The sequence below is a fragment of the Rhizobium sp. PL01 genome (assembly GCF_033447125.1).
GTDB lineage: Bacteria > Pseudomonadota > Alphaproteobacteria > Rhizobiales > Rhizobiaceae > Pararhizobium.
The window spans coordinates 1-20,500 of record NZ_JAWQUM010000010.1; the positions used below are offsets into that span (position 1 = coordinate 1).

General features: G+C 60.2%; 17 protein-coding genes and 4 pseudogenes. 15 read left to right on the forward strand and 6 right to left on the reverse strand.

The annotated features are described in order from the left end of the window. Nucleotides 1–181, reverse strand: a pseudogene (locus R6X40_RS31650) (IS110 family transposase); the annotation flags it as partial. On the opposite strand from R6X40_RS31650, the pseudogene R6X40_RS21870 reads away from it, so the two are divergent. Then, nucleotides 121–660: pseudogene (locus R6X40_RS21870) on the forward strand (ABC transporter ATP-binding protein); the annotation flags it as partial. The pseudogenes R6X40_RS31650 and R6X40_RS21870 overlap by 61 nt on opposite strands. A 98-nt stretch (nucleotides 661–758) precedes the next feature. Here R6X40_RS21870 and R6X40_RS21875 read toward each other — a convergent pair. Next, a pseudogene (locus tag R6X40_RS21875) lies at nucleotides 759–1,138 on the reverse strand (DDE-type integrase/transposase/recombinase); the annotation flags it as partial. Between the two features lie 204 nt (nucleotides 1,139–1,342). Between R6X40_RS21875 and R6X40_RS21880 the strand changes: the two are divergent. Further along, a complete protein-coding gene (locus R6X40_RS21880; RefSeq protein WP_318416045.1) occupies nucleotides 1,343–1,648 on the forward strand; it encodes a hypothetical protein in 306 nt (101 codons plus the stop codon). 245 nt (nucleotides 1,649–1,893) lie between these two features. Further along, the gene (locus R6X40_RS21885; RefSeq protein WP_318416503.1) at nucleotides 1,894–2,019 is read left to right on the forward strand and encodes a DDE-type integrase/transposase/recombinase; all 126 of its coding nucleotides are present in this window, start codon (nucleotides 1,894–1,896) and stop codon (nucleotides 2,017–2,019) included. 93 nt (nucleotides 2,020–2,112) lie between these two features. On the opposite strand, the gene R6X40_RS21890 is transcribed toward R6X40_RS21885, so the two are convergent. Together R6X40_RS21890 and R6X40_RS21895 are read right to left on the reverse strand one after the other, a co-directional pair. Next, nucleotides 2,113–2,868, reverse strand: a complete 756-nt coding sequence (locus tag R6X40_RS21890) for a hypothetical protein (RefSeq protein WP_318416047.1) — start codon at nucleotides 2,866–2,868, stop codon at nucleotides 2,113–2,115. A 59-nt stretch (nucleotides 2,869–2,927) separates the two neighbouring features. Beyond that, entirely contained in the window at nucleotides 2,928–3,581 is a 654-nt protein-coding gene (locus R6X40_RS21895) for a TetR family transcriptional regulator C-terminal domain-containing protein (RefSeq protein WP_318416048.1), read from the reverse strand. A gap of 271 nt (nucleotides 3,582–3,852) precedes the next feature. On the opposite strand from R6X40_RS21895, the gene R6X40_RS21900 reads away from it, so the two are divergent. From R6X40_RS21900 to R6X40_RS21955, 12 genes and pseudogenes are all read left to right on the forward strand, one after another. Beyond that, on the forward strand, nucleotides 3,853–5,955 hold the full coding sequence (locus tag R6X40_RS21900; protein WP_318416049.1) for an FAD-dependent oxidoreductase: 2,103 nt from the start codon (nucleotides 3,853–3,855) through the stop codon (nucleotides 5,953–5,955). 9 nt (nucleotides 5,956–5,964) lie between these two features. Next, nucleotides 5,965–7,236 carry an MFS transporter gene (locus tag R6X40_RS21905; protein WP_318416051.1) on the forward strand — a complete coding sequence of 424 codons (1,272 nt, stop codon included), beginning with the start codon at nucleotides 5,965–5,967 and terminating at the stop codon, nucleotides 7,234–7,236. Continuing rightward, nucleotides 7,233–9,251, forward strand: a complete 2,019-nt coding sequence (locus R6X40_RS21910) for a CocE/NonD family hydrolase (protein WP_318416053.1) — start codon at nucleotides 7,233–7,235, stop codon at nucleotides 9,249–9,251. The genes R6X40_RS21905 and R6X40_RS21910 overlap by 4 nt, the downstream gene beginning before the upstream one ends. Before the next feature lie 31 nt (nucleotides 9,252–9,282). Then, nucleotides 9,283–10,227 (forward strand): ABC transporter permease, encoded by a 945-nt coding sequence (locus tag R6X40_RS21915; RefSeq protein ID WP_318416054.1) that lies wholly within the window; start codon nucleotides 9,283–9,285, stop codon nucleotides 10,225–10,227. 1 nt (nucleotide 10,228) lies between these two features. Beyond that, nucleotides 10,229–11,137, forward strand: a complete 909-nt coding sequence (locus R6X40_RS21920; RefSeq protein ID WP_318416055.1) for an ABC transporter permease — start codon at nucleotides 10,229–10,231, stop codon at nucleotides 11,135–11,137. After that, entirely contained in the window at nucleotides 11,134–12,036 is a 903-nt protein-coding gene (locus R6X40_RS21925) for an ABC transporter ATP-binding protein (protein WP_318416057.1), read from the forward strand. The genes R6X40_RS21920 and R6X40_RS21925 overlap by 4 nt, the downstream gene beginning before the upstream one ends. Next, a complete protein-coding gene (locus tag R6X40_RS21930; RefSeq protein ID WP_318416059.1) occupies nucleotides 12,033–13,037 on the forward strand; it encodes an ABC transporter ATP-binding protein in 1,005 nt (334 codons plus the stop codon). The genes R6X40_RS21925 and R6X40_RS21930 overlap by 4 nt, the downstream gene beginning before the upstream one ends. A gap of 52 nt (nucleotides 13,038–13,089) precedes the next feature. Beyond that, on the forward strand, nucleotides 13,090–14,652 hold the full coding sequence (locus tag R6X40_RS21935; RefSeq protein WP_318416061.1) for an ABC transporter substrate-binding protein: 1,563 nt from the start codon (nucleotides 13,090–13,092) through the stop codon (nucleotides 14,650–14,652). A 59-nt stretch (nucleotides 14,653–14,711) separates the two neighbouring features. After that, the gene (locus R6X40_RS21940; protein ID WP_318416063.1) at nucleotides 14,712–15,890 is read left to right on the forward strand and encodes an aromatic ring-hydroxylating dioxygenase subunit alpha; all 1,179 of its coding nucleotides are present in this window, start codon (nucleotides 14,712–14,714) and stop codon (nucleotides 15,888–15,890) included. Between the two features lie 48 nt (nucleotides 15,891–15,938). Continuing rightward, on the forward strand, nucleotides 15,939–16,688 hold the full coding sequence (locus R6X40_RS21945; RefSeq protein ID WP_318416065.1) for an electron transfer flavoprotein subunit beta/FixA family protein: 750 nt from the start codon (nucleotides 15,939–15,941) through the stop codon (nucleotides 16,686–16,688). A 26-nt stretch (nucleotides 16,689–16,714) separates the two neighbouring features. Further along, nucleotides 16,715–17,644: an electron transfer flavoprotein subunit alpha/FixB family protein gene (locus R6X40_RS21950; RefSeq protein ID WP_318416067.1), complete on the forward strand. Its 930-nt coding sequence runs from the start codon at nucleotides 16,715–16,717 to the stop codon at nucleotides 17,642–17,644. Between the two features lie 5 nt (nucleotides 17,645–17,649). Beyond that, nucleotides 17,650–17,860, forward strand: a pseudogene (locus R6X40_RS21955) (electron transfer flavoprotein-ubiquinone oxidoreductase); the annotation flags it as partial. A 105-nt stretch (nucleotides 17,861–17,965) separates the two neighbouring features. Here the strand turns inward: R6X40_RS21955 and R6X40_RS21960 are convergent. Next, entirely contained in the window at nucleotides 17,966–18,805 is an 840-nt protein-coding gene (locus tag R6X40_RS21960; protein WP_318416506.1) for an alkaline phosphatase family protein, read from the reverse strand. Nucleotides 18,806–18,892: 87 nt separating this feature from the next. Then, nucleotides 18,893–20,476, reverse strand: a complete 1,584-nt coding sequence (locus R6X40_RS21965) for an ABC transporter substrate-binding protein (protein WP_318416069.1) — start codon at nucleotides 20,474–20,476, stop codon at nucleotides 18,893–18,895. Between the last annotated feature and the right edge of the window lie 24 nt (nucleotides 20,477–20,500).

The window sequence follows — 20,500 nt, forward strand, 5'->3', positions numbered from 1 at the left end:
GATTGACATGCTGGACGCGCTCCGCGGTTAGAACCTTGCGCTCCCGGCAAACCCGGCGGCGATCTTCTTCCTCGGGGCTAGGTGTTTTGACCATTGCACAAACACGCGGCTCTCCACGCTTATCCACACCAGTCCTTTCTTCGGCAATGGTCGCGTGCTGACGAAGACGCCGTCGTCGGCGCCATGGCGGCAACTCATACTGAGGACCTCTCCGGCCGTCTTGTCGACGAACTGTCCGGCGGCCAGCGCCAGCGCGTCTGGATCGCCATGGTCTTGGCGCAGGAGACGCCAATACTGCTGCTCGATGAGCCAACGACCTTCCTCGACATAGCCCACCAGATTGAGATGCTGGACCTACTCTACGACCTCAATCTGCAGGGCCGCACCGTTGTCGCCGTGCTACATGACCTCAACCACGCCTGCCGCTACGCCTCTCATCTCATCGCCATGAAGGCCGGGCTCATTGTCGGTGAAGGTGTTCCAACCGAGATCGTCACCGAGCAACTGGTCGAAGATGTCTTTGGTCTGCAATCGCAGATCATCAGCGATCCGGTTTCGGGAAAGCCTCTCATCGTACCGAAGGGGCGGCATTCCCAAATGCATTCCACACAAAGAAAAAATGGCGCCGAGGGTGACATTGCAAGTCGAGCATCAACGTAGACTTTCACCGCCTGGAAGGCGGTGCGCGCAAACAGGGCCTACAAGGGCGTTGTCACGTTGTTTCCGAGGTGATGAAGTTAGGTGTGTCTGGGAAAAAATCAAGCACAAGCGCCGGTGACAGGTTTCCAGATGCGCCATCTCGCGGATACGGTGAATGTGGGTGGCGAGAGCTGAGCATTTCCGGGGCGGTGCAACGAAGAGATTTCGGATAGCTGAAAAGATCGATATGAAACGTTGCAGGCCACCGGGCGGGCCGAAATCCTTTCATCATTCGTTCCCGTTTTCGTAGTGGCAGGTGAGAATTCTCTGCTCGATTGTTCAGGCCTTTGTGAGAGCGATGTTCGACAGTGGGCATGACATCCCGTTTCGCCGCACCGTATGAGCGCAGTTTGTCGGTAATGATGCGCTTCGGCGTCAGCCCTTGCTTTTTGAGCAGTCTGACAAGCAATCGCTTGGCAGCCTTGGTGTCTCGGCGGGTCGAGAGCTTGGCCGCGCTATAGAAGGCATCCATGTGGAGGTAGCGACCTCATTAAAGAGGGGGGCTGCTCTGTTAGCACATGGCGCAGCCAGGTGAGTGGGTTTATCCCACATCCGTTGGGCTGGGGGAGTTCACACCGAATTGCGACTACCGAAGCGACGTCGCGGCCAAAGAAACGCTACGTCCGACGACCTCATTGAGGCCGTGCGGCAGCTCGTACTCATTGCCAACGATGACCTGATTGCTGGCATACTCAATCGCAATGGATTGACCACTGGCAATGGAAATCGCTGGACAAGGGAACGCGTCACAGCACTCCGGTCGTACCGCAAGATCCCGGTCTACCGGCCGCAGTCAGACGGGATAGAGCCTTGGCTCAATCTGGGAAAGGCGGCGAAGCTACTCGGCGTTACGCCAAAAACAGCGAGAATCGTATCGGAAGCAGGTGAGATCGAGGGCCTGCATCCCCTTGCCGGCCGGTTCATGGATCTTCAGTCGCTCAAAGCTTGAACTCCCGCAAGCAAAACAGCTCGTCGATCGCGCGCGACAGAACCCCAGATACCCCGCACGATCGCCAAAAAATCAAGGAAACCTATTTACGTCAACAACATAGAAAGATGGGCGTTATGAAACACGATTGTAGCATCGACGCCAAGTCTCCAACTTGGCAGGCCAGCAAAACAATAACTGGTTGCCGCTGTTGCAAGGATGGTTTCTGGCCGATCGAGACTTTGCAGGTCACAGTCCTCAACAACATGATTGAGCAAGACCGCCGGTTTATCAGAAAGTTGACCCGTCCGATGAAGGGCTTCAAATCCTTACAGTTTGCATCAGCGAGCCTGGATGGCATCAAAGTGGTACACCTGGTCCGAAAGCACTAATTTCCGGAGAAAAGCCAATCGGCATGTCAGCAATTTTCTGCACTTGCTGTATAACTGGGTCCAGCAACAACCGTCCTAACCACTTTCAAACATTTACGACAAAACCCCGGCGCCTGCCAGTATCGACAGGGCATCGGATACCCCAACACGGCGATAGGATTCCGAAACGACGCCCCTTTCACGCAACCGCTCACGCCGCTGTTCGATCGCAAGGCGCTGGCCGTCGCTGACGTCATCTTTCCGTTCCCGCAGCCAATCCGTGTAGGATGTGTCGGATTCCTTGACCGGCCGCGCTGCGGTCGAGACGGCTGATGGGCTGCGTTCGGGAGAAAACGGCCGCAAGGCCTGACGCGGATTGTACTCCGTTCGCTTGTCATTGCCTGCAATGACGATATCCGCATTTTCGGCTCGACCGGACGGGCTGTAGACGAAGGCCGAAACGATCCGGTCGAAAGCCGCATCCTCTTCCTTTGGACGATGCACGACCTGACGGGGCCGGCGGTCGGGAACGGCAATCCGCGTGATGCCGCGGTCATTGATGGCGTCGAGGATTTCGCGATGATCGTTGGAGAGAATGATCTCTCGCCGCGCCGGCCAGAAATCATAGGGCGCATGGGCGCCGTGGCCTTTACCGATATGGAAGGCATAGATTTCCGGATAGACCGCCAGCGTCGTGCGGCGGCTGGGCTTGATATCGTAGAACAGGGTCATCGCCAGCTGCAGGAGGTGCGTCGCCCCGATGCCGCCAAACGCCTCGTCGATGACCAACCCGAACCGGTCGTGCACATTCCAGTCGGGAAAGATATCAGCGGACGCCGCCGGCAGTCCGTCGACTTGAACGTTAAACATTCCCATTTTCAGCAGGCTGGCGACATGCATTCGAAACCCTTTCTCTCAAAGAAACAGCATCACGTCACTTGTTCGGCATAGGCGCCGCGGCGCAGTCCTTCAATCCAGTTACGACAGAGCAGGATGCCGTCTTCCGGTCGGAATGCAGCGGGGTTCAAGCACCACGCGAGCCAGAGCCCGTCGAGGAGCGCGGTGAAGGCAATGGATGTCAGCCGCAAGTTGCCGACGGCAAAGCCTTCCGCCTCGGCGAGATCTCGCAGCAATCCCTCAACGGTGACGACATAGGACGAATATTCGCCCTGTTGGGATGCGCTCATGCGCGGCGAATGCAGGATAAGCCCCCAGAAGACTACCCAGACGCCGAGCACGTCACGGTCGAACAGCATGGGTGAGAATGAGGCCTCGATGAAGGCGTCGAGCCGCTCGCGCGGTGAGGGCGGGGCGGCATTGACGGCTGCGGTGATCGCCTGCAGCAAGCCCTCCGACATGATGTCGAAGGCGTAGGCGACCAGTTCATTGATCTCGCCGAAATGATGGGTGATCAGCCCTTGCGTGACGCCGGCCTCGGCAGAGATCTGCCGCACCGAGACGCCAGCATTGCCATGTTTGACGATGCAGCGCAAAGCCGCTTCGCCCAACTGGCGGCGGCGGTCTTCCGGCGTCTCGCGCCGAAAGCGGGTGGAAGGTTTCTTGGCCGGCTTTGTCTTGATCACAGGGGCTCTCGTTCGGCATAAAGCTTATCATCTCCATCGTGCCGGTTTGAAAGAGTTTTGATCGAGCCTGGAAAATCGAACTCAAAAACTCTCCCGGCATGAAGAAGATGATTATCTGTATCCACAAAAATGCATAAATACAATTGCTTAAAACAGAAATTATAAGATCGTATAATTTCTGTTGCGCGAATTTTTTTTCGTGCTTATCCTTTTCCTCAATCAGCCGCCAAGAAGCGGACGCCCAAAAGGGCAGGGGAACAGAGGTAGAGCCATGACGCGGGATTCCCGTTACGACGTGCTGTTTGAACCTGTGAAAATCGGCCCGGTCACGGCGCCGAACCGTTTCTACCAGGTTCCGCATGCCAGCGGCATGACCAACGCCCTTCCCAGGGTGCGCGCGGCCTTCCGCGAAGCCAAGGCCGAGGGCGGCTGGGGCGTCGTCTGTACGGGTGCCTGTTCCACCGATCCGAGTTCCGACGATGCACCGCTGCCGATGGCAACGATGTGGGATGAAAACGATGTCCGCGCCCATGCCCTGATGACGGATGCCGTCCACCGGCACGGTTCTCTGGCCGGAGTCGAGCTCTGGCATGGCGGCGCCGCGGTTATGAACCGTGCCAGCCGGCTGCCACCGCTGTCGCCATCGGGCATTCCGTGGATGGCGACCCATATCGGCTTCATGGGCAACCTGCGCCCAAAGATCATGGACAAGTCCGATATCCGCAATGTACTGAAATGGCAGGCTGAAGCCGCGCGCAAGGCCCGCAGCGCCGGTTTCGATGTCGTCTATGTCTATGCCGGAATGGGCTATCTCGGTTACGAATTTCTGTTGCCGGAATACAATCACCGCACCGACGAATATGGCGGATCGATTGCCAACCGGGTCCGTTTCGTGCGGGAGTTGATCGAGGTTACAAAGGATGCTGTCGGCGAGCATTGTGGCGTCGCGCTGCGTGTTAGCCTGGAGGAATTGCGTGGCCGCCCCGGCCAAAACCAGCCGTCCGAAGCGCATGAATTGATCGAGCTTCTGGCAGACTGTCCCGACTTGTTCGATGTCAAGATGGACTCAAGCCCGACGGACTGTTCCGCCTCGCGATTTACTGGCGAGGGCAGCCATGAGCCGGTGATCGATTTCGTCAAGACGATGACCAACAAACCCGTGGTCGGCGTCGGCCGCTTCACATCGCCCGATACGATGGTGTCGCAGATCCGTCGCGGCGTCCTGGATTTCATCGGCGGCGCCCGCCCATCGATTGCCGATCCGTTCCTACCCGCCAAGATCCGCGAAGGACGGGTCGAGGAAATCCGCGAATGTATCGGCTGCAATATCTGCATTTCCAGCTGGCATGACGGCGTTCCCGTTCGTTGCACGCAAAACCCGACGGCGGGCGAGGAATGGCGGCGTGGCTGGCATCCCGAGCGCGTGGCGCCGAGTGCGACCAAGGAAAAGGTGCTGATTGTCGGCGGTGGTCCGGCCGGGCTCGAATGCGCGCTGACGCTTGGCCGCGCTGGTCATGAGGTGACGCTTGCCGATTCAGGCCGCGCCTTCGGTGGCCGCCTGACGTTTGAACGGACGCTGCCCGGCCTGTCCGCCTGGAACCGTGTTGCCGAATACCGGCTCGGCCGCCTGAACGACATGAGAAATGTCTCGATGTATCTGGAAAGCACGCTGGGGGTTGATGAGATCGTCGACCTCGCCCCCGATCGTGTCGTTGTCGCAACCGGCGCCCGCTGGACGAACATGCTCTATTCAACGCTTGAAATCCCTGTCGGTACGCTGGAGCATCCGAACGTCTTCACGCCCGACGATATCGCCGCCGGCCGGATGCCGGAAGGTCCGACCCTCGTCTTCGATTTCGACAATTATTACATGGGCGGCGTGCTGACCGAGCATCTGGCATCGATCGGCATCGACGTATCCTATGTCACGCCGGCAGGCCAGGCGTCCGCCTGGACGATCATGACCAACGAGCTGCCGCTGGTCCACAGGGCGCTTGCCAATCGCAAAGTGCCGGTGACGACGCTGCATATGGTCACTGACTTTGACGGCGAGACAGCGACGCTCACCCATCTGTTCAACGGAGAGCAGATCGCGGTTGCCTGCAGATCGGTTCTGATCGTCGGCATGCGCAGCCCGCGCGGCGAGCTTTATGACGCTCTGATGGCGCGATCGGATGAGCTGACCGCGGCCGGAATCCGCAGCGTCGAGCGCATCGGCGATACGCTGGCGCCTGGCGCCATCGCCCACGCGGTTCATAGCGGCCACAAACTGGCCCGCGAGCTTGGTACCGCCGAGATCGGCAAACCCTATCGTCGCGATACACCCTTTGTCGATGCCGAGCCTGACTTTGCGCCGCGCGTTGCGGCGGAATAGGGGTCGTCGATGAACCAGCTCCCGAGCCTGTCGCCATGGTCGATCGCTTCGCCGCTTGCCGGTGGCGCGCTTCATGCCGCCGGTTCGGGATTGTTTCACACGCTTCTGCCGTTGCGCATCGTCGCCAATGGCGAGGGCGCCAATATCGTTGGTCTCGTCGTCATGGCGGAAGGCGCCGGTTTTCTCGTCGGCTGCGTCGGCTCGGTGCGGCTGATCCGGTCGGTCGGCGAAGTGCGCGCCTATGCTGCGTTTTCAGCACTTTCGGCCGTGCTTCTTCTGTCGCTCGCCACCGAGCCTCGCGTTCTGGTGCTGATGGCAATCATGGCCGTGATGGGCTTCGTCAATGCCGGCCAAGCCGTAATCATCGAAAGTTGGTTGAACGCGATGGTCCCGAACGAAGGCCGTGGCCGGGCGCTGACCCTCTATATCCTGGTGATCGGTCTCTTTTACGGGCTTGGGCAATTGCTGGCCCGGGACATCAACCCCGCTGGCGACGCCATGCTGATGATCGCAGCCGCCTTCTATGCGCTGGCGCTGGTTCCCGTGACCGCCATCTGGGTCGGCGAGCCGCAGTTGCATGCACCGGTTGGCGTGCATTTTCTCAGAGCCTTCCGGACCTCGCCACTCGGCACGCTGGCCTGCCTTATGACCGGGCTGATTTCATCCACCTTTGCCAGCATCGGCTCTCTCTATGGGCTGGAGCTCGGCTTTACGCAGGACCGTATCGTTGTCCTGATGGCGGCCGTGGCGTTGGGGGCGCTGTTCCTGCAGTTTCCGCTCGGAGCTCTCTCCGATAAGCTCGACCGCCGCAGCATGATGCTGTGGTTGTCGCTGGTTCTCGCCGCCGTCTGCGCACTCTTTCTCGCCATTGATGCGACGACGCCGTTCTGGATGCTCCTGATCCTGTTCTCGGTTTTCGGCGGCATTTCGGAAATCTTCTATCCGCTCGGTGTCGCCCATGCCAACGACCGGGCCACATCGTCCGAGTTCGTTGCCCTGTCGTCCAATCTGTTGCTCGTCTGGGCCATGGGCGGCACGATCGGTCCGGCGATCGCAGCGACCGGCGTCGAGCACTTCGGTGCGGCCTCGTTTTTCTGGTATGCTATCGGCCTGTCGCTGGCCTTTGCCGGTTTTGCGCTCTGGCGCACCTTGCAGCAGCCGAAGGTCGGCAGCCGCGAGGATTTCGTCGCCTATCCCCAGACATCCCCCGCGGTCTACGAATGGCTGCCGCGCAAGGATGACGGTATTCCGCCCGCGGAAACGAAGGGGGAAGCGCCATGACCGCTCTGGTCGATGCTTTCCCACGGACGGTGCGCTGCCTCGATCCGGTGTTCATCCCGATGAAGGACGGCACGCGTCTAGCGGCGACCATCTGGCTGCCTGAAGATGCCAAGACGTCGCCGGTTCCGGCGATCCTCGAGCTCATTCCCTACCGCCGCCGCGATGGCACGGTGTTTCGCGACGCAAAGATGCATCCCTATATCGCCGGCCACGGCTTTGCCTGCTGCCGCGTGGATATTCGTGGCTCCGGCGACAGCGAAGGCATCCTCTCCGACGAATATACCGAGCAGGAATTCGATGATGCCGAGGAGGTCATTGCCTGGCTTGCCGCTCAGCCCTGGTCGACCGGTGCTGTTGGCATGACCGGCATATCCTGGGGCGGGTTCAACGCACTTCAGGTCGCGGCGCGCCAGCCGCCTGCACTGAAAGCCGTCATCGCGCTCTGCTGCTCGGATGATCGTTATGCCGACGACGTGCATTATTACGGCGGGTGCCTGCTTACCGAGGACGCCATGTGGTCGTCCTTCATTCTTGGCCTTGGTGCATTGCCGCCGGATCCGCAGATCGTTGGCGACACCTGGCGGTCGATGTGGATGCAGCGGCTGGAAGCGACAACATGCTGGTCCGACACATGGATGCAGCATCAGCGCCGGGATGCCTATTGGCAGCGAGGCTCAGTTTGCGAGGATTTTTCGAAGATCACGATTCCGGTCTATGCGATCAGCGGTTGGGACGACACCTATTACAATTCCGTGCCGCGGCTGATGCAGGGCCTGTCCGGCCCCCGCAAGGGGCTGATTGGCCCGTGGAGCCATGCCTACCCCTTCCTTGGCGATCCTGGTCCGGCCGTCGGCTATCTGCAGGAGGCTATCCGCTGGTGGCGTCACTGGCTGGAACGCGTCGATACCGGCATCATGGACGAGCCGGCATACAGGACATGGATGGCCGAGCCGCATGCACCGGCGCCGTTCTATCCCGATCATCCGGGGCGCTGGGTTGCTGATCCCTCGTGGCCGTCGCCGCATGTTTCTCAGCGCATATTGCATCTGAACGCGGGCTCGCTGGACGAGAAGGCGGAGCGGGGCGAACTCATGATGGTGACATCACCCGTCACCACCGGCCGCGATTTTGGGCGTTACGGCGGTTACGGCGGCACGGTGCCGGACATGGCGCTCGACCAGCGCCGCGAGGACGGCCTTGGCCTGTGTTTTGACACCGAGCCGTTGAGCGGCGGTTTCGACATGCTCGGTGATCCCTCCATCCACCTGACGGCCAGTTGCGATGTGCCGGATGCATTTATCGTCGCAAAGATCTGCGATGTCGCGCCGGATGGCACGTCAACGCTGGTGACATGGGGGGCGCTTAATCTCAGCCATCGCAACGGCAGCACGGAACCGCAGAAGCTTGTGCCTGGAGAAACGTTCACAGCCAGCATCGCGCTCAACCATACCGGCCGGCGTTTTCCGGCAGGCCATCGTCTTCGTTTGGTGCTGACCACCCAACTCTGGCCGATCCTCTGGCCCTCGCCGGTCGCCCCAACGATCTCGATCGCGTCCGGCACCTGCACCCTGTCACTGCCGGTTCGTCATTCCGCTGGAAACGAGATTGCTCCGGCCTTTCTGCCGGCCGAATGCTCACCGCCCGTGCCTTTTATCGAACTCGCCGCAGAGGAGCACCGCCGCGATATCTCAATCGCTGTTGGCAGCGGCAGGCAATCGATCGTGCTCACCAGCGATTTCGGCCGCCAGCAGCTCACGGATCGCTGCATCGTCACGGCCGCCCGCGTGGTCGATCGCATGGAGATCACCGAAGGTGATCCGCTGTCGGCACGCCTCGATACCGGCTGGAACATGAGTTTCGCCAGCGGTGGCGCTGACGTTGAAACCCGATCCAGAGTGACGCTGACCTCGGATGCAACGCAGTTCCATCTGGGCTGGCGGCTGGAAGCCTACGAGCGCGGCGCTCTCGTTTTCGAAAGGGAGGGCGCGACATGTTTCGACCGCGATCACCTTTGATGCAGCTTTCAATCGAGATGAGGGCCAGGCCATGACCTTCTTCATCCTCCGGCGCATCGGTCTTGGTGTGGTTATTCTGCTGATCGTCGCGCTCCTGCTGTTCGGCATGATGCACATGATCCCCGGCGATCCAACGGTGGTGGCGCTCGGACCGCGATCGACGCCGGAGATGCGGGAGGCTTTTCGCCAGCTGATGGGGCTGGACCGGCCGGTTTTCGAACAGCTCGGTTTGTTTCTCGGACGCCTGTTCCAGGGCAACCTCGGCGAAGACGTCTGGAGCCGGCGCCCAGTTCTGACAATGATCCTCGAGGTGCTTCCCTATACGGTGACGCTGGCGGTGGCGAGTTTCATCTGGGCCGTGGCGCTCGGCATCGTACTCGGCTGCGCCGCAGTGGTGCATCATGGCCGCTGGCCGGATTGGCTGATCGGCGTCCTGTCGGTGGGGCTGGTGGCGGTGCCGTCCTTCGTCGTGTCGCTCTATTCGCTGCTGATCTTTGCCGTCGCGCTCAACTGGCTGCCGGCTATCGGCGCTGGGGAACCCGGCGACCTGACGGGGCAGGCGAGAGCGCTGATCCTGCCGTCCTTCGCCATCGGTCTCGGCTGGGTGGGATATGTCTCGCGCATCGTGCGCGCCGCCATGATCGAGGCGATGGGGGAGGCCTACGTTCGTACCTTGCGCTCCTTCGGTGTGCCTGAACGCCGCATCATCTATCGTTATGCGCTGAAACAGGCGTTCCTCGCTATGCTCTCGGTCATTGCCATCGGTTTCGGTGGCCTGCTCACCGGTTCCGTCTTCGCGGAGATCGTCTTCTCCCGGCCGGGCCTCGGAAAGATGACCTATGATGCAGTGATCTCCCGCAATTATCCCGTCGTGATGGGCACGGTGCTGATGACCTCCGCTCTCTACGTCACCTGCATGATCATCGCCGATGTGATCACGGCCTTCCTCGATCCGCGCGTCAGGAGCGCTCTTTAACATGGCACTTGCGACACCGGACGTAATCAACCGCGCTGTCGCCTCCGAGCCCGGCAGGCTGTCTCGCGTCGCCGCTACAATTCGGCAGGTCGTCGCGACCCCGCTTGGTGCCATCGGTTGCGCGTTGGTGGCGCTGATCGTGCTGACGGCTCTGTTTGCCCCATGGATCGCGCCCTATTCGCCCACGGCGATCAACGTCAAGGAACGGCTGGCCGATCCGTCCTGGAGTCACCTTCTCGGCACCGACCAGCTTGGCCGCGACCTGTTCTCCCGTGTCATCCTCGGAACCCGCACGGCGATGACGGTGGCGTTGGTATCGCTCGCGGTCGCGCTGGCCGCAGCGCTGCCGCTCGGCCTGATCGCCGGGTACGGCCCGCGCTGGCTGGACGCCTGCCTGATCCTCGTGTTCGACAGCCTGAGCTCGCTGCCGATGATCATGTTCGGCCTTGCCATGGTCGTGCTGCTGGGCGCCGGTGTCTCGACGGTCATTTTCGTCATCGTTATCTATTCGGTTCCAAGCTACGCCCGGCTGATCCGCACCCAGACGCTCAGCATCAAGGCGCGTGATTTCATCAAGGCGGAGCAGGCGATGAATGCTGGCCTTGGCCGCATCCTCTTCGTGCATCTTTTGCCGAATGTCATCGGCCCGCTGCTCATCCTTGCCTGTCTCGACATGTCGACCATCATCACGCTTGAGGCCGGATTGTCGTTTCTTGGTCTTGGCGTCAAGCCGCAGATCCCGAGCTGGGGCAACATCCTGTCCGATGGTTTTGCAGTGATCCGTACAACGCCACTGCCCGTTATCGCCGGCGGCTTGCCGCTGATCCTTGCCACCATCGGGTTCACGTTCTTCGGCGAAGCGCTGCGTGATGCGCTCGATCCGAAGCTTGCGCGGGAGAGCCGGCCATGAATCTCGAATTCGGCTTCAATCGCGTGACGGGAGTAGCACTTGCCGAGCCGGTGCTTGATATCAGCGAACTGTCGATTTCCTATGGCGGCGGGCCACCGGCAGTCCGGGGTGTCGATCTCACCGTCCGTCCAGGCGAAGTCGTCGGCGTGATCGGCGAAAGTGGCTCGGGCAAGACCTCGCTCGCCCATGCGGTCCTGCGCCTTTTGCCACACTCAGCCGCCATCACCGGCAAACACCTCTCCCTCTGCGGTACGGACCTGCTCGGCGCCTCAGATAAAACAGTTGCATCGCTGCGCGGTCCGGGTGCTGCCATGATCTTCCAGAACCCGATGACGGCGTTCAGTCCCCTGCACACGCTTGGTCGGCAGCTGACGGACCTGCTCTGGCGTGATCGAACGGCAACCAAGGACGAGAAGCGCGAACGCATCATTGCGGTGCTGAAGCAGGTAGGCTTGCCAGATCCGGCGGCGCGGTTGGAAACCTATCCGTTCCAGCTGTCGGGGGGCATGCTTCAGCGTGTCGCCATCGCCGCCGCCCTTCTGATGCGGCCGTCGCTGCTGATTGCCGACGAGCCGACGACAGCGCTCGACGTCACCATGGAAGCGCAAATACTTCATCTGATGCGTGAACTGCGGGCTGAATCCGGGCTCGCCATCCTGATGATCTCGCATCATCTTGGCGTCATCGCCGAAATTTGCGATCGCGTGGCGGTCATGTATGCCGGGTGCATTGTCGAGGAGGGGACGGTCGAAGCGATCTTTGCCGATCCGCGCCATCCCTATACCAAGGCGCTGTTTGCCTGCGAGCCGTCGCTGCTTGAAACCGGTGTCCGGCGCATGCCTGTCATCGACCATGAGGTGTTGCGCCAGGCTGCTCCAGTCAAGAGGAGCGCGTTATGACCGCGAAAACACCGGTAATCGAGGCAGACCTGCTGACTGTCAGCGTTCCCGAAGGGCCGCACTATTTCTTCCAGCCCACCTACAAGCTCGATATCCTCATCGACGTCTCTATCGCCGTTCGACCCGGCGAGATCGTCAGCATCGTCGGCGAAAGCGGATCAGGCAAGACCACCTTTGGACGCGCCCTGATCGGCCTCATGCGGCCAGCTGGTGGCGAAATCCGGCTGAACGGCGCCGCTCTTCCGGACTTTTCCAAGGCGAGTTTCCGAAAGGTACGGCGCGAGGCTGCCTTGCTGTTTCAGGATCCGGCTTCGTCGTTCAACCCGCGCCAGCGCATCGGCGCGATGATCGCCGAGCCTCGGCGCATCGCCGGTCAGGGCAGCATGAGCCGCGCTGATCTCGAAGATCTTGCTGCAAAAGCAGGCCTTGCGGCTGGTCTGCTGGCGCGCTTTCCACATGCACTGTCCGGTGGACAGGCGCGCCGCGCCGCAGTCGCGCGGGCGCTATCTGTGGTTCCGCGTCTGATCATCGCGGATGAGCCGACCGCCGGGCTCGATGTTTCGGTGCAGGGCGGCGTACTCAATCTGTTTTTGGATATCCGCGAGCAGCATGATACCGCGTTCCTGCTGATCACCCACAATCTCGCGGTCGCTCGCCACGTCTCTGATCGCATTGTCATCATGTATCTTGGCCGCGTCGTGGAAAGCGGCCCGACGGCCGAGATTTTCCGCAACTCCCGCCATCCCTATACAAGGGCGCTACTCGACAGCGAGCCCGTCCCCGATCCCAAGCGCCGGCGGGCCGAGCCGCCCGTTATCGGTGAAGTGCCGAGCCTGATGCATCGGCCATCGGGCTGCGAATTCCACCAACGCTGCCGTTTCGCGCGTGAGCGCTGTCGGGTTGAGGCACCGGCGGAAACGCCGTTTGCCGATGGCCACAGCGTCCGGTGCCATTTTCCGCTCGATGCCCCGGCCGGAGCCCCGCTCATGGCTGCCGAATAGGGACAGCAAGATTGGAAGTGCATCCATAAAAACCAAAAAGGGGAAGACCATCATGACGACCACAATGCCGCTGAACAGACGACAGTTTCTGACCGCCAGTGCCGCCTTGGCCGCCGCCATTACCCTGCGACCCGGTCTCAGTTACGCCGTCGAAGGCGATACGCTGGTGATCCGCGGCGCGTCCGATATCGAGGTTCTCGACCCCGCCTTCCAGAACGGCCTGCTCGAGGAGGAGATCGGCCGCTGCCTCTTCCTATCTCTCAACCGGCTGAACGATGTGCGCGAAACCGCCGGTTGGCAGCCCTATGCCGCCAAGACCCTGACGCAGAAGTCGCCGACCGAGATCGAGTTCGAGCTGCACGACTGGCTGGAATGGACTGGCGGTTTCGGCCCGGTCAACGCTGACGACGTCAAGTTTTCCTTCGAGCGCGTCGCCGATCCGGCCAATACCTCGGCCTGGGCCTATGCGTTCGAGGCGATGGACAAGGTGGAGGTGACTGGCGAGCGCACCGGCATCATCCATCTGAAGACCCCGTCGATCCCATTCTGGGTAACGACGCTACCCTATTACATGGGCCATATCGTCAGCCGCAAGGCGGTGGAAAAAGCCGGCGGCAAGTTCACCACCGAGGTACCAGCGAGCGCTGGTCCCTATGTCATAGAAAAATGGGTGCCGAAACAAAACCTGCAGCTCAGCCTCAATCCCGGCTGGAAAGGCCCGACACCCGCATTCTCTAGGGTCAAGTTCGAGATCGTCACCGACGACGAGGCGGCGGCGCTGGCGTATGAATCCAAGGCCGTTTCCTATACCAAGATCAGCCTCAACACGCTTTCCACCTATCGCACGACGCTTCCCGCCGACACAACGCTGATCGAGATGAACGGCAACCGCTTTCTCTGGCTGTCGCTCAACCTCATCAACCCCAAATTCAAGGACGAGCGGGTGCGCCGCGCCATCCAATATGCGCTGGATGTCAGCCAAATCATGGACGGCTCCTATTCCGGTCTTGCGGCCCCCGCCACCGGCGTGGTGCCGCCCGGCATGATCGGCCACCGCGACGCGATCCTTTATGCGGCGGACGCCGAAAAGGCCCAAGCTCTGCTGGAGGAGGCTGGGGTTTCCGACCTGACGATCGAGCTTGCCGCCATGAACGACAAGACCAGCCAGCTGACCTGCCAGATCGTCCAGGCCTTGCTGGGCGCCATCGGCATTACGGTTGATATCAAGGCGGTCGATGAAGGCGTGTACTGGACGCTTGGCGACAAGAACGGCGAGACCTGGAAGACACTCGATATGGTGCTGATGGGCTTTGCCGGTGGCGTCGATCCATCGGAGAACCTCACGTGGTTCCGCCCGTCGCAAATCGGCATCTACAACTGGTCGCAGTTCGACAGCCCGGAATTCGAAGCGCTCTACCAGCAGGGGACCAACGAGCCGGACGCGGGGAAACGCGGGGCGATCTACAAGAAGATGCAGGATCTGATGGAACAGTCTGGAGGCTTCATCTTCCTCACCCACGAGACGTTTGCGGCAGTCACGCGCGGTGGCCTGAAGCCATGCATTCTGGCCGACGGCTATCTCGATGTTCCACGTTTCGCCAAGGGCTCGATTTGAAAAACCGCAAGGGTTTCCCGGCTCATCCGGCCACATGCTGCAAGTGAGGGAGTTCAGACATGAATATTGCCCAAACCGCTGAACCGGCAGAGCTGCAAGCCAGCCTGCCATCGTCCTGGTATCTCGAAGACCGCATTTTCGAACTCGAAAAACAGCGGATTTTTCTGAACGAATGGATCTGTGTCGGCCGTGTCGAGGATATTGACCGTGCCGGTGGCCACAAGGTCTTCCAGGTTTTCGGACAAGGCGTGCTGGTCGTCCGCAATCGCGAGGGCGTACTCAAGTCCTTCTACAATGTCTGTCGTCATCGCGGCGCCGAACTCTGTGTTGCCACCGAAAAGGAACAGCGTCCTGGCCGATCGCCGCTGAAGGGCGGTGTGGTCGGCAAGAACCTCATCCGCTGCGCCTATCACTCCTGGGCCTATAATCTCGACGGTGCGCTGGTCGCAGCCCCGCATCTGGCCGAAGGCGTGACCGTCAGGAAGGAGGATTTTTCGCTCTATCCGGTCGGGGTCGACAGCTGGGGTGGCTTCCTGTTCCTGCATCTGACGCCTGCCGGAGCGCCCTCGCTTCACGATCAGTTGGGGGCGATGCCCGCGCGCATCGCCCGCTATCCATTGGCTGACCTGCGTGCCGGTGCCGTGCTCCACTACGAAGTCGATGCGAACTGGAAGGTGATCGCCGAGAATTACAACGAATGTTACCACTGCGCCGGAGTGCATCCGGAATTGTGCGCGGTGGTTCCGGCTTTCCGCGAAAATGGCGGCGCCATGCTGGACTGGGAAAACGGCATCCCGCACCGGGAAGGGGCCTATACGTTCACGGCGACGGGCACGACGAGTCGCTTGCCTTTCCCGGGGCTCGATGAGCATGAGCTGACCCGGCACAAGGGCGAGCTGGTCTATCCCAACCTGTTCGTCAGCCTCGCCTGCGACCATGCCGCCTGTTTCCTGTTGACGCCAAAGGGGCCGAACCGGACGGATATCGACTGCATCTTTCTATTCGAGCAGCAGGAGATTGAAAAGTCGGCCTTCGATCCATCCGATACCGTCGATTTCTGGGATCTGGTCAACCGTCAGGACTGGTCGGCCTGTGAACGCGTCCAGCGCGGCATGGCCAACCGGGTCCATCAATTTGGATATTATGCGCCGATGGAGGACTGGAGCCTGGATATTCGCAACTACGTCCGCAGCCGCGTTGGCGAGGCTGCTGATGGCCCCGCGGCACCGCAGGGATAAGGGCGCGTGGAGTGCGCGTCTGCTGATGAAATCATTGAAGGGAATGCCATGAAAGTTCTGGTCACCGTCAAGCGTGTCGTCGATTACAACGTGAAGATCCGGGTGAAGCCGGATGGCACGGGTGTCGAGCTTGCCAATGTGAAGATGTCGATGAACCCGTTCGACGAGATTTCGGTCGAAGAGGCGTTGCGGCTGAAGGAGGCCGGCAAGGTCGAGGAAGTGATCGTCGTTTCCGTCGGCCCGGCCAAGGCCGAAGAGACGTTGCGCACGGCGCTGGCCATGGGCGCCGACCGGGCGATCCTGGTCGAGACCGACGATGCTGTCGAGCCGCTGGCGGTTGCCAAGATCATCAAGGGTGTGGCGGAGGCCGAACAGCCCGGCCTGATCATCGTCGGCAAGCAAGCGATCGATGACGATTCAAACCAGACCGGACAAATGCTGTCCGCGCTGCTCGGCTGGGCTCAAGGCACGTTCGCCTCGAAGATCGACCTCGGTTCGGACAAGGCGTCGGTGACCCGTGAAGTCGATGGCGGTCTGCAGACCATCGAGATCAAGCTGCCAGCCGTTGTGACCACTGACCTGCGCCTCAACGAGCCGCGCTACGCGTCGCTGCCCAACATCATGAAGGCAAAGAAGAAGCCGCTGGACAAGAAGACCCCGGCTGACTTCGGCGTCGACACGGCACCGCGCCTGAAAGTTCTGAAGACCGAAGAGCCATCGGGCCGAAAGGCCGGTATCAAGGTCAAGAGCGTCGCCGAACTCGTCGACAAGCTGAAAAACGAAGCTGGCGTGCTTTAAAGGTCCAGGAAAAGGGAGACTAACATATGGCCATTCTTCTTCTGGCTGACCACGACAACGCAACGCTGTCCGACCAGACCGCCAAGGCACTGACGGCTGCCCAGAAAATCGGCGGCGACGTGCATGTGCTGATCGCAGGCAAGGGCGCAAAAGCCGCTGCCGACGCGGCTGCAAAGCTGTCCGGCGTCTCCAAGGTGCTGCTTGCCGAAAGCGACGACCTTGCCAACAATCTGGCTGAGCCCTTGGCGGCACTGATCGTTTCGCTCGCAGGCAGCTACGACACCATCCTGTCGGCCGCCACCTCGACCGGCAAGAACGTTTTGCCGCGCGTTGCAGCGCTGCTGGACATTGCCCAGATTTCGGAAATCACCGAAGTCGTCTCGGCCGATACCTTCAAGCGGCCGATCTATGCCGGCAATGCCATCCAGACGGTTCAATCGGGTGAAGCCAAAAAGGTGATCACCGTGCGCACAGCCTCGTTCGCCTCGGCATCCGAAGGCGGTTCGGCATCGGTCGAGGCCATTTCGGCTGCAGCCAATCCGGGTCTCTCGACCTTCGTCAAGGACGCGCTGTCCTCGTCGGATCGTCCGGAACTGACCTCGGCCAAGATCATCATCTCCGGCGGCCGGGCGCTCGGTTCGGCGGAAAAGTTCCAGGAAGTCATCCTGCCGGTGGCCGACAAGCTCGGTGCCGCCGTCGGCGCATCGCGCGCTGCGGTCGATGCAGGCTACGCCCCGAACGACTGGCAGGTCGGCCAGACCGGCAAGGTGGTCGCACCGCAGCTCTACATCGCGGTCGGCATTTCCGGTGCGATCCAGCATCTGGCCGGGATGAAGGACAGCAAAGTCATCGTCGCCATCAACAAGGACGAGGAAGCCCCGATTTTCCAGGTCGCAGACTACGGCCTCGTCGGTGACCTGTTTACGATCCTGCCTGAGCTTGAAAAGGCGCTATGACATATATGGCATCTACGACGCATGACCTGCCCGAACAGGAAACATGGATTTCGACATCATGATCGTCGATCCGGGGCTAACCGGTTCCTCTGTGACAATCCGTTTGAAACAGCTTAATCTGAATCTGTCCGTCTTTGTTCTGGAAAAGGGGCTGAAGTCGGTGCGCCTATCCTATCGGGTGCGATTGTTGATCCCATCAGTATCGACCGGCTATTGTCAGAGCGGGCGCAGGAGATGGAATAGCGATATCACTTCAACGTGAAATTGCGCTTCAGTTCTGCGCTCGGACAAGAATCAACCCGGCAACCAGCGGATCGTCATTCAAAACAAAAATTGCTTCCCCGTCATGGTCGCCGGTACAGGGACAGCAAGCCGTGACAACACAGTCGGTGCGAGATGCAGTTGATCCAGAAGAGTGTCGGCGGGCGGCCCTTCGCCGCCCCCAAACCAATAGAACGCAAAGTCTTGCATATCGTTGTCATGGCCGCCGTGATGACCGCGATCGGTTTGGCCATGATCGGCCGTGACGATCACCTCATAACCGTTCTTGCGCCAGCGCGGCAGGAAAGCGGCGAGCTGAGCATCGATTGTAAAGCAGGCGGCGTCCATCTGCGTGCAATCATGGCCATGTCGATGGCCCATGCTGTCGAGCGTGCATGTATGCAGGACACCGTAATCGATGGAATAGCGCTCGGTCAGCATGGTGAGTGTTGCGAATAGATCGAGATCGCTGGGCGTCATCTGGTTTTGATGATTATAGCCAGCCATAGTATGGAAACGGCCATGATGAATTGGCCCTGCCAACTCATCATATTCGATGTCACGCACCATATCGAACGGCGCGCGCTGAAAGAACGTCGACCAGAAGGAATGAGTTACGGCGCCTGTCTTGCCGCCCGCCTTGGCCACCTCGGAAAAGATGTCGGGCTGCTCGACACGAAAGAGCGTCTCATTCGAAAGAACTCCGTGAACCTGCGGTGGCACGCCGGTGTGGATCGAGGCGTAGCAGGATGCCGAGGTCGACGGGAGCACGGAGCGCATCTTCCACACGCGCGCCTCGCCTGCCTGTACCCAGCCTTCAAGATTACCCATGAGGCGTCGCGCATTGCGCCAGGGCTGGCCGTCAAGAATGATCAGCAGAAGTTTGTTGTGAAGAGACATGGTACCATTCAAGGATCTTGTGCTGACGGGATGCGATGCCATCGGTAAGGGCTGACAACGCGATGGATCGTATTGCCTCTGTCTTGCTCAGGCGTTGAGCCAGCAACGAAGCGGCGCGTCTCCATTCATCAGTTCGCCCGCTGGATTGTCCACCCAGCCCTCGACGCTGTCGCTAACACCGTCGATAAAGTCGTTGAACATCGGCACGATCAAACCGCCTTCGTCACGCATCATAACCGCCATATCTTGGTAGATCCCGCGCCGCTTGGCCTCATCCAGTTCCCTTCGAGCTTCGATCACCATTTTATCGAAGATACCGCTCTTGAAGCGGGTATCGTTCCAGTCCGCCGTCGAGATATAGCCCGTGGAATACATCTGGTCCTGAGTCGGCCGCCCGCCCCAGTAGGAGGTTGCGAAGGGCTGGACGTTCCAGACGTTCGACCAATATCCGTCACCTGGCTCACGTTTGACTTCAATCACGATGCCGGCTTTTTTGGCACTTTCCTGGTAGAGGACGGCTGCATCGACAGCTCCGGGGAAGGCAACTTCCGACGTTCGCAGCAGGATAATGCCGTTATGGCCCGATGTTTTGAAATGGAAGGCGGCTTTTTCCGGGTCGTAGTTCCGTTGTTCGATTTCTTCAAAGAGCGGATAGGCCTTGTTGATAGGCGTATCGTTTCCGATGGAGCCATAGCCGAAAAGAATACGCTTCAGCATAGTCTCGCGGTCCATCGCGAATTTCAGTGCCAGACGCAGGTCCTTATTGTCGAAAGGTGCCGTATCGCAAAACATGTTCAAGGGATAAAAGCCTCGACCGGCAACATTCTTGATGATGACCTTTCGCGTGTTCTTGAGCAGGGGAACGGTCTTGGGCTCAATGCGGTTGATCATGTGCACTTGGCCGCTTTGAATGGCCGCAATCCGGGCAGTGGCGTCATTGATGACGACGATTTCGACCTGCTCGGCAAAGCCAACCGTGTCGTTTGCCCAGTAATTTTCGAAACGGACGGCATTATAGCGTACCCCTGCTTCACTGCTGACAAGCGTGTACGGGCCTGTCCCGATCGCGGCCTCGGTGGCATCTTTCCCACCATTTGGCTGAATGACCAGGTGATAGTCGGTCATCAGGAACGGCATGTCGGCATTACCGTCCTTGAGCGTAAAGATGACGGTATCGCCGTCCGCCCTGACGGCCTCTATATCCTTGAGGATGCCGAGAGCGCCGGACTTTGAATTTGCGTCCGTATGTCGCTGGATTGTTGCGACCACGTCATCGGGCTTTAGCGTCCTGCCATCATGGAATTGGACACCCTTGCGAATTTTGAAGGTCCACGTTTTGGCGTCTGATGAAGCGCTCCACTCTTCGGCCAGAACCGGAAGGGGCGAACCGTCTGGCGCCAGCCACACGAGAGTTTCGCCCCAGAGGTGGTTGACCATCGCGGCGACCTGATTGGTGGCAAGGCCAGGGTCCAGACTATCGGTCGATGCCCCGCCCTGCATGCCGACCTTGAGCGTTCCTCCCCGCACAGGCCCCTGCGCTCGCGCGACGGTGGACAGCAAGGATCCGCCTAAGGCAACGCTGACACCTAAGGCCGTGCTGCGCCCGAGAAAATTTCGACGCGACATCCGGCCCTGTGCAACGAGACCGGAGAGGTAGGTAAGTTCATCCATCGGTAGTCCCCCAATATGGGCAAG

What these genes read in the sequence shown, in the direction of transcription:
- R6X40_RS21885 (WP_318416503.1), top strand. Translation starts at nt 1,894, where the DNA reads ATGATTGAGCAAGACCGCCGGTTTATCAGAAAGTTGACCCGTCCGATG.
- R6X40_RS21890 (WP_318416047.1), bottom strand. Translation starts at nt 2,868, where the DNA reads ATGTTTAACGTTCAAGTCGACGGACTGCCGGCGGCGTCCGCTGATATC.
- R6X40_RS21900 (WP_318416049.1), top strand. Translation starts at nt 3,853, where the DNA reads ATGACGCGGGATTCCCGTTACGACGTGCTGTTTGAACCTGTGAAAATC.
- R6X40_RS21905 (WP_318416051.1), top strand. Translation starts at nt 5,965, where the DNA reads ATGAACCAGCTCCCGAGCCTGTCGCCATGGTCGATCGCTTCGCCGCTT.
- R6X40_RS21910 (WP_318416053.1), top strand. Translation starts at nt 7,233, where the DNA reads ATGACCGCTCTGGTCGATGCTTTCCCACGGACGGTGCGCTGCCTCGAT.
- R6X40_RS21915 (WP_318416054.1), top strand. Translation starts at nt 9,283, where the DNA reads ATGACCTTCTTCATCCTCCGGCGCATCGGTCTTGGTGTGGTTATTCTG.
- R6X40_RS21920 (WP_318416055.1), top strand. Translation starts at nt 10,229, where the DNA reads ATGGCACTTGCGACACCGGACGTAATCAACCGCGCTGTCGCCTCCGAG.
- R6X40_RS21925 (WP_318416057.1), top strand. Translation starts at nt 11,134, where the DNA reads ATGAATCTCGAATTCGGCTTCAATCGCGTGACGGGAGTAGCACTTGCC.
- R6X40_RS21930 (WP_318416059.1), top strand. Translation starts at nt 12,033, where the DNA reads ATGACCGCGAAAACACCGGTAATCGAGGCAGACCTGCTGACTGTCAGC.
- R6X40_RS21935 (WP_318416061.1), top strand. Translation starts at nt 13,090, where the DNA reads ATGACGACCACAATGCCGCTGAACAGACGACAGTTTCTGACCGCCAGT.
- R6X40_RS21940 (WP_318416063.1), top strand. Translation starts at nt 14,712, where the DNA reads ATGAATATTGCCCAAACCGCTGAACCGGCAGAGCTGCAAGCCAGCCTG.
- R6X40_RS21945 (WP_318416065.1), top strand. Translation starts at nt 15,939, where the DNA reads ATGAAAGTTCTGGTCACCGTCAAGCGTGTCGTCGATTACAACGTGAAG.
- R6X40_RS21950 (WP_318416067.1), top strand. Translation starts at nt 16,715, where the DNA reads ATGGCCATTCTTCTTCTGGCTGACCACGACAACGCAACGCTGTCCGAC.
- R6X40_RS21960 (WP_318416506.1), bottom strand. Translation starts at nt 18,805, where the DNA reads ATGTCTCTTCACAACAAACTTCTGCTGATCATTCTTGACGGCCAGCCC.
- R6X40_RS21965 (WP_318416069.1), bottom strand. Translation starts at nt 20,476, where the DNA reads ATGGATGAACTTACCTACCTCTCCGGTCTCGTTGCACAGGGCCGGATG.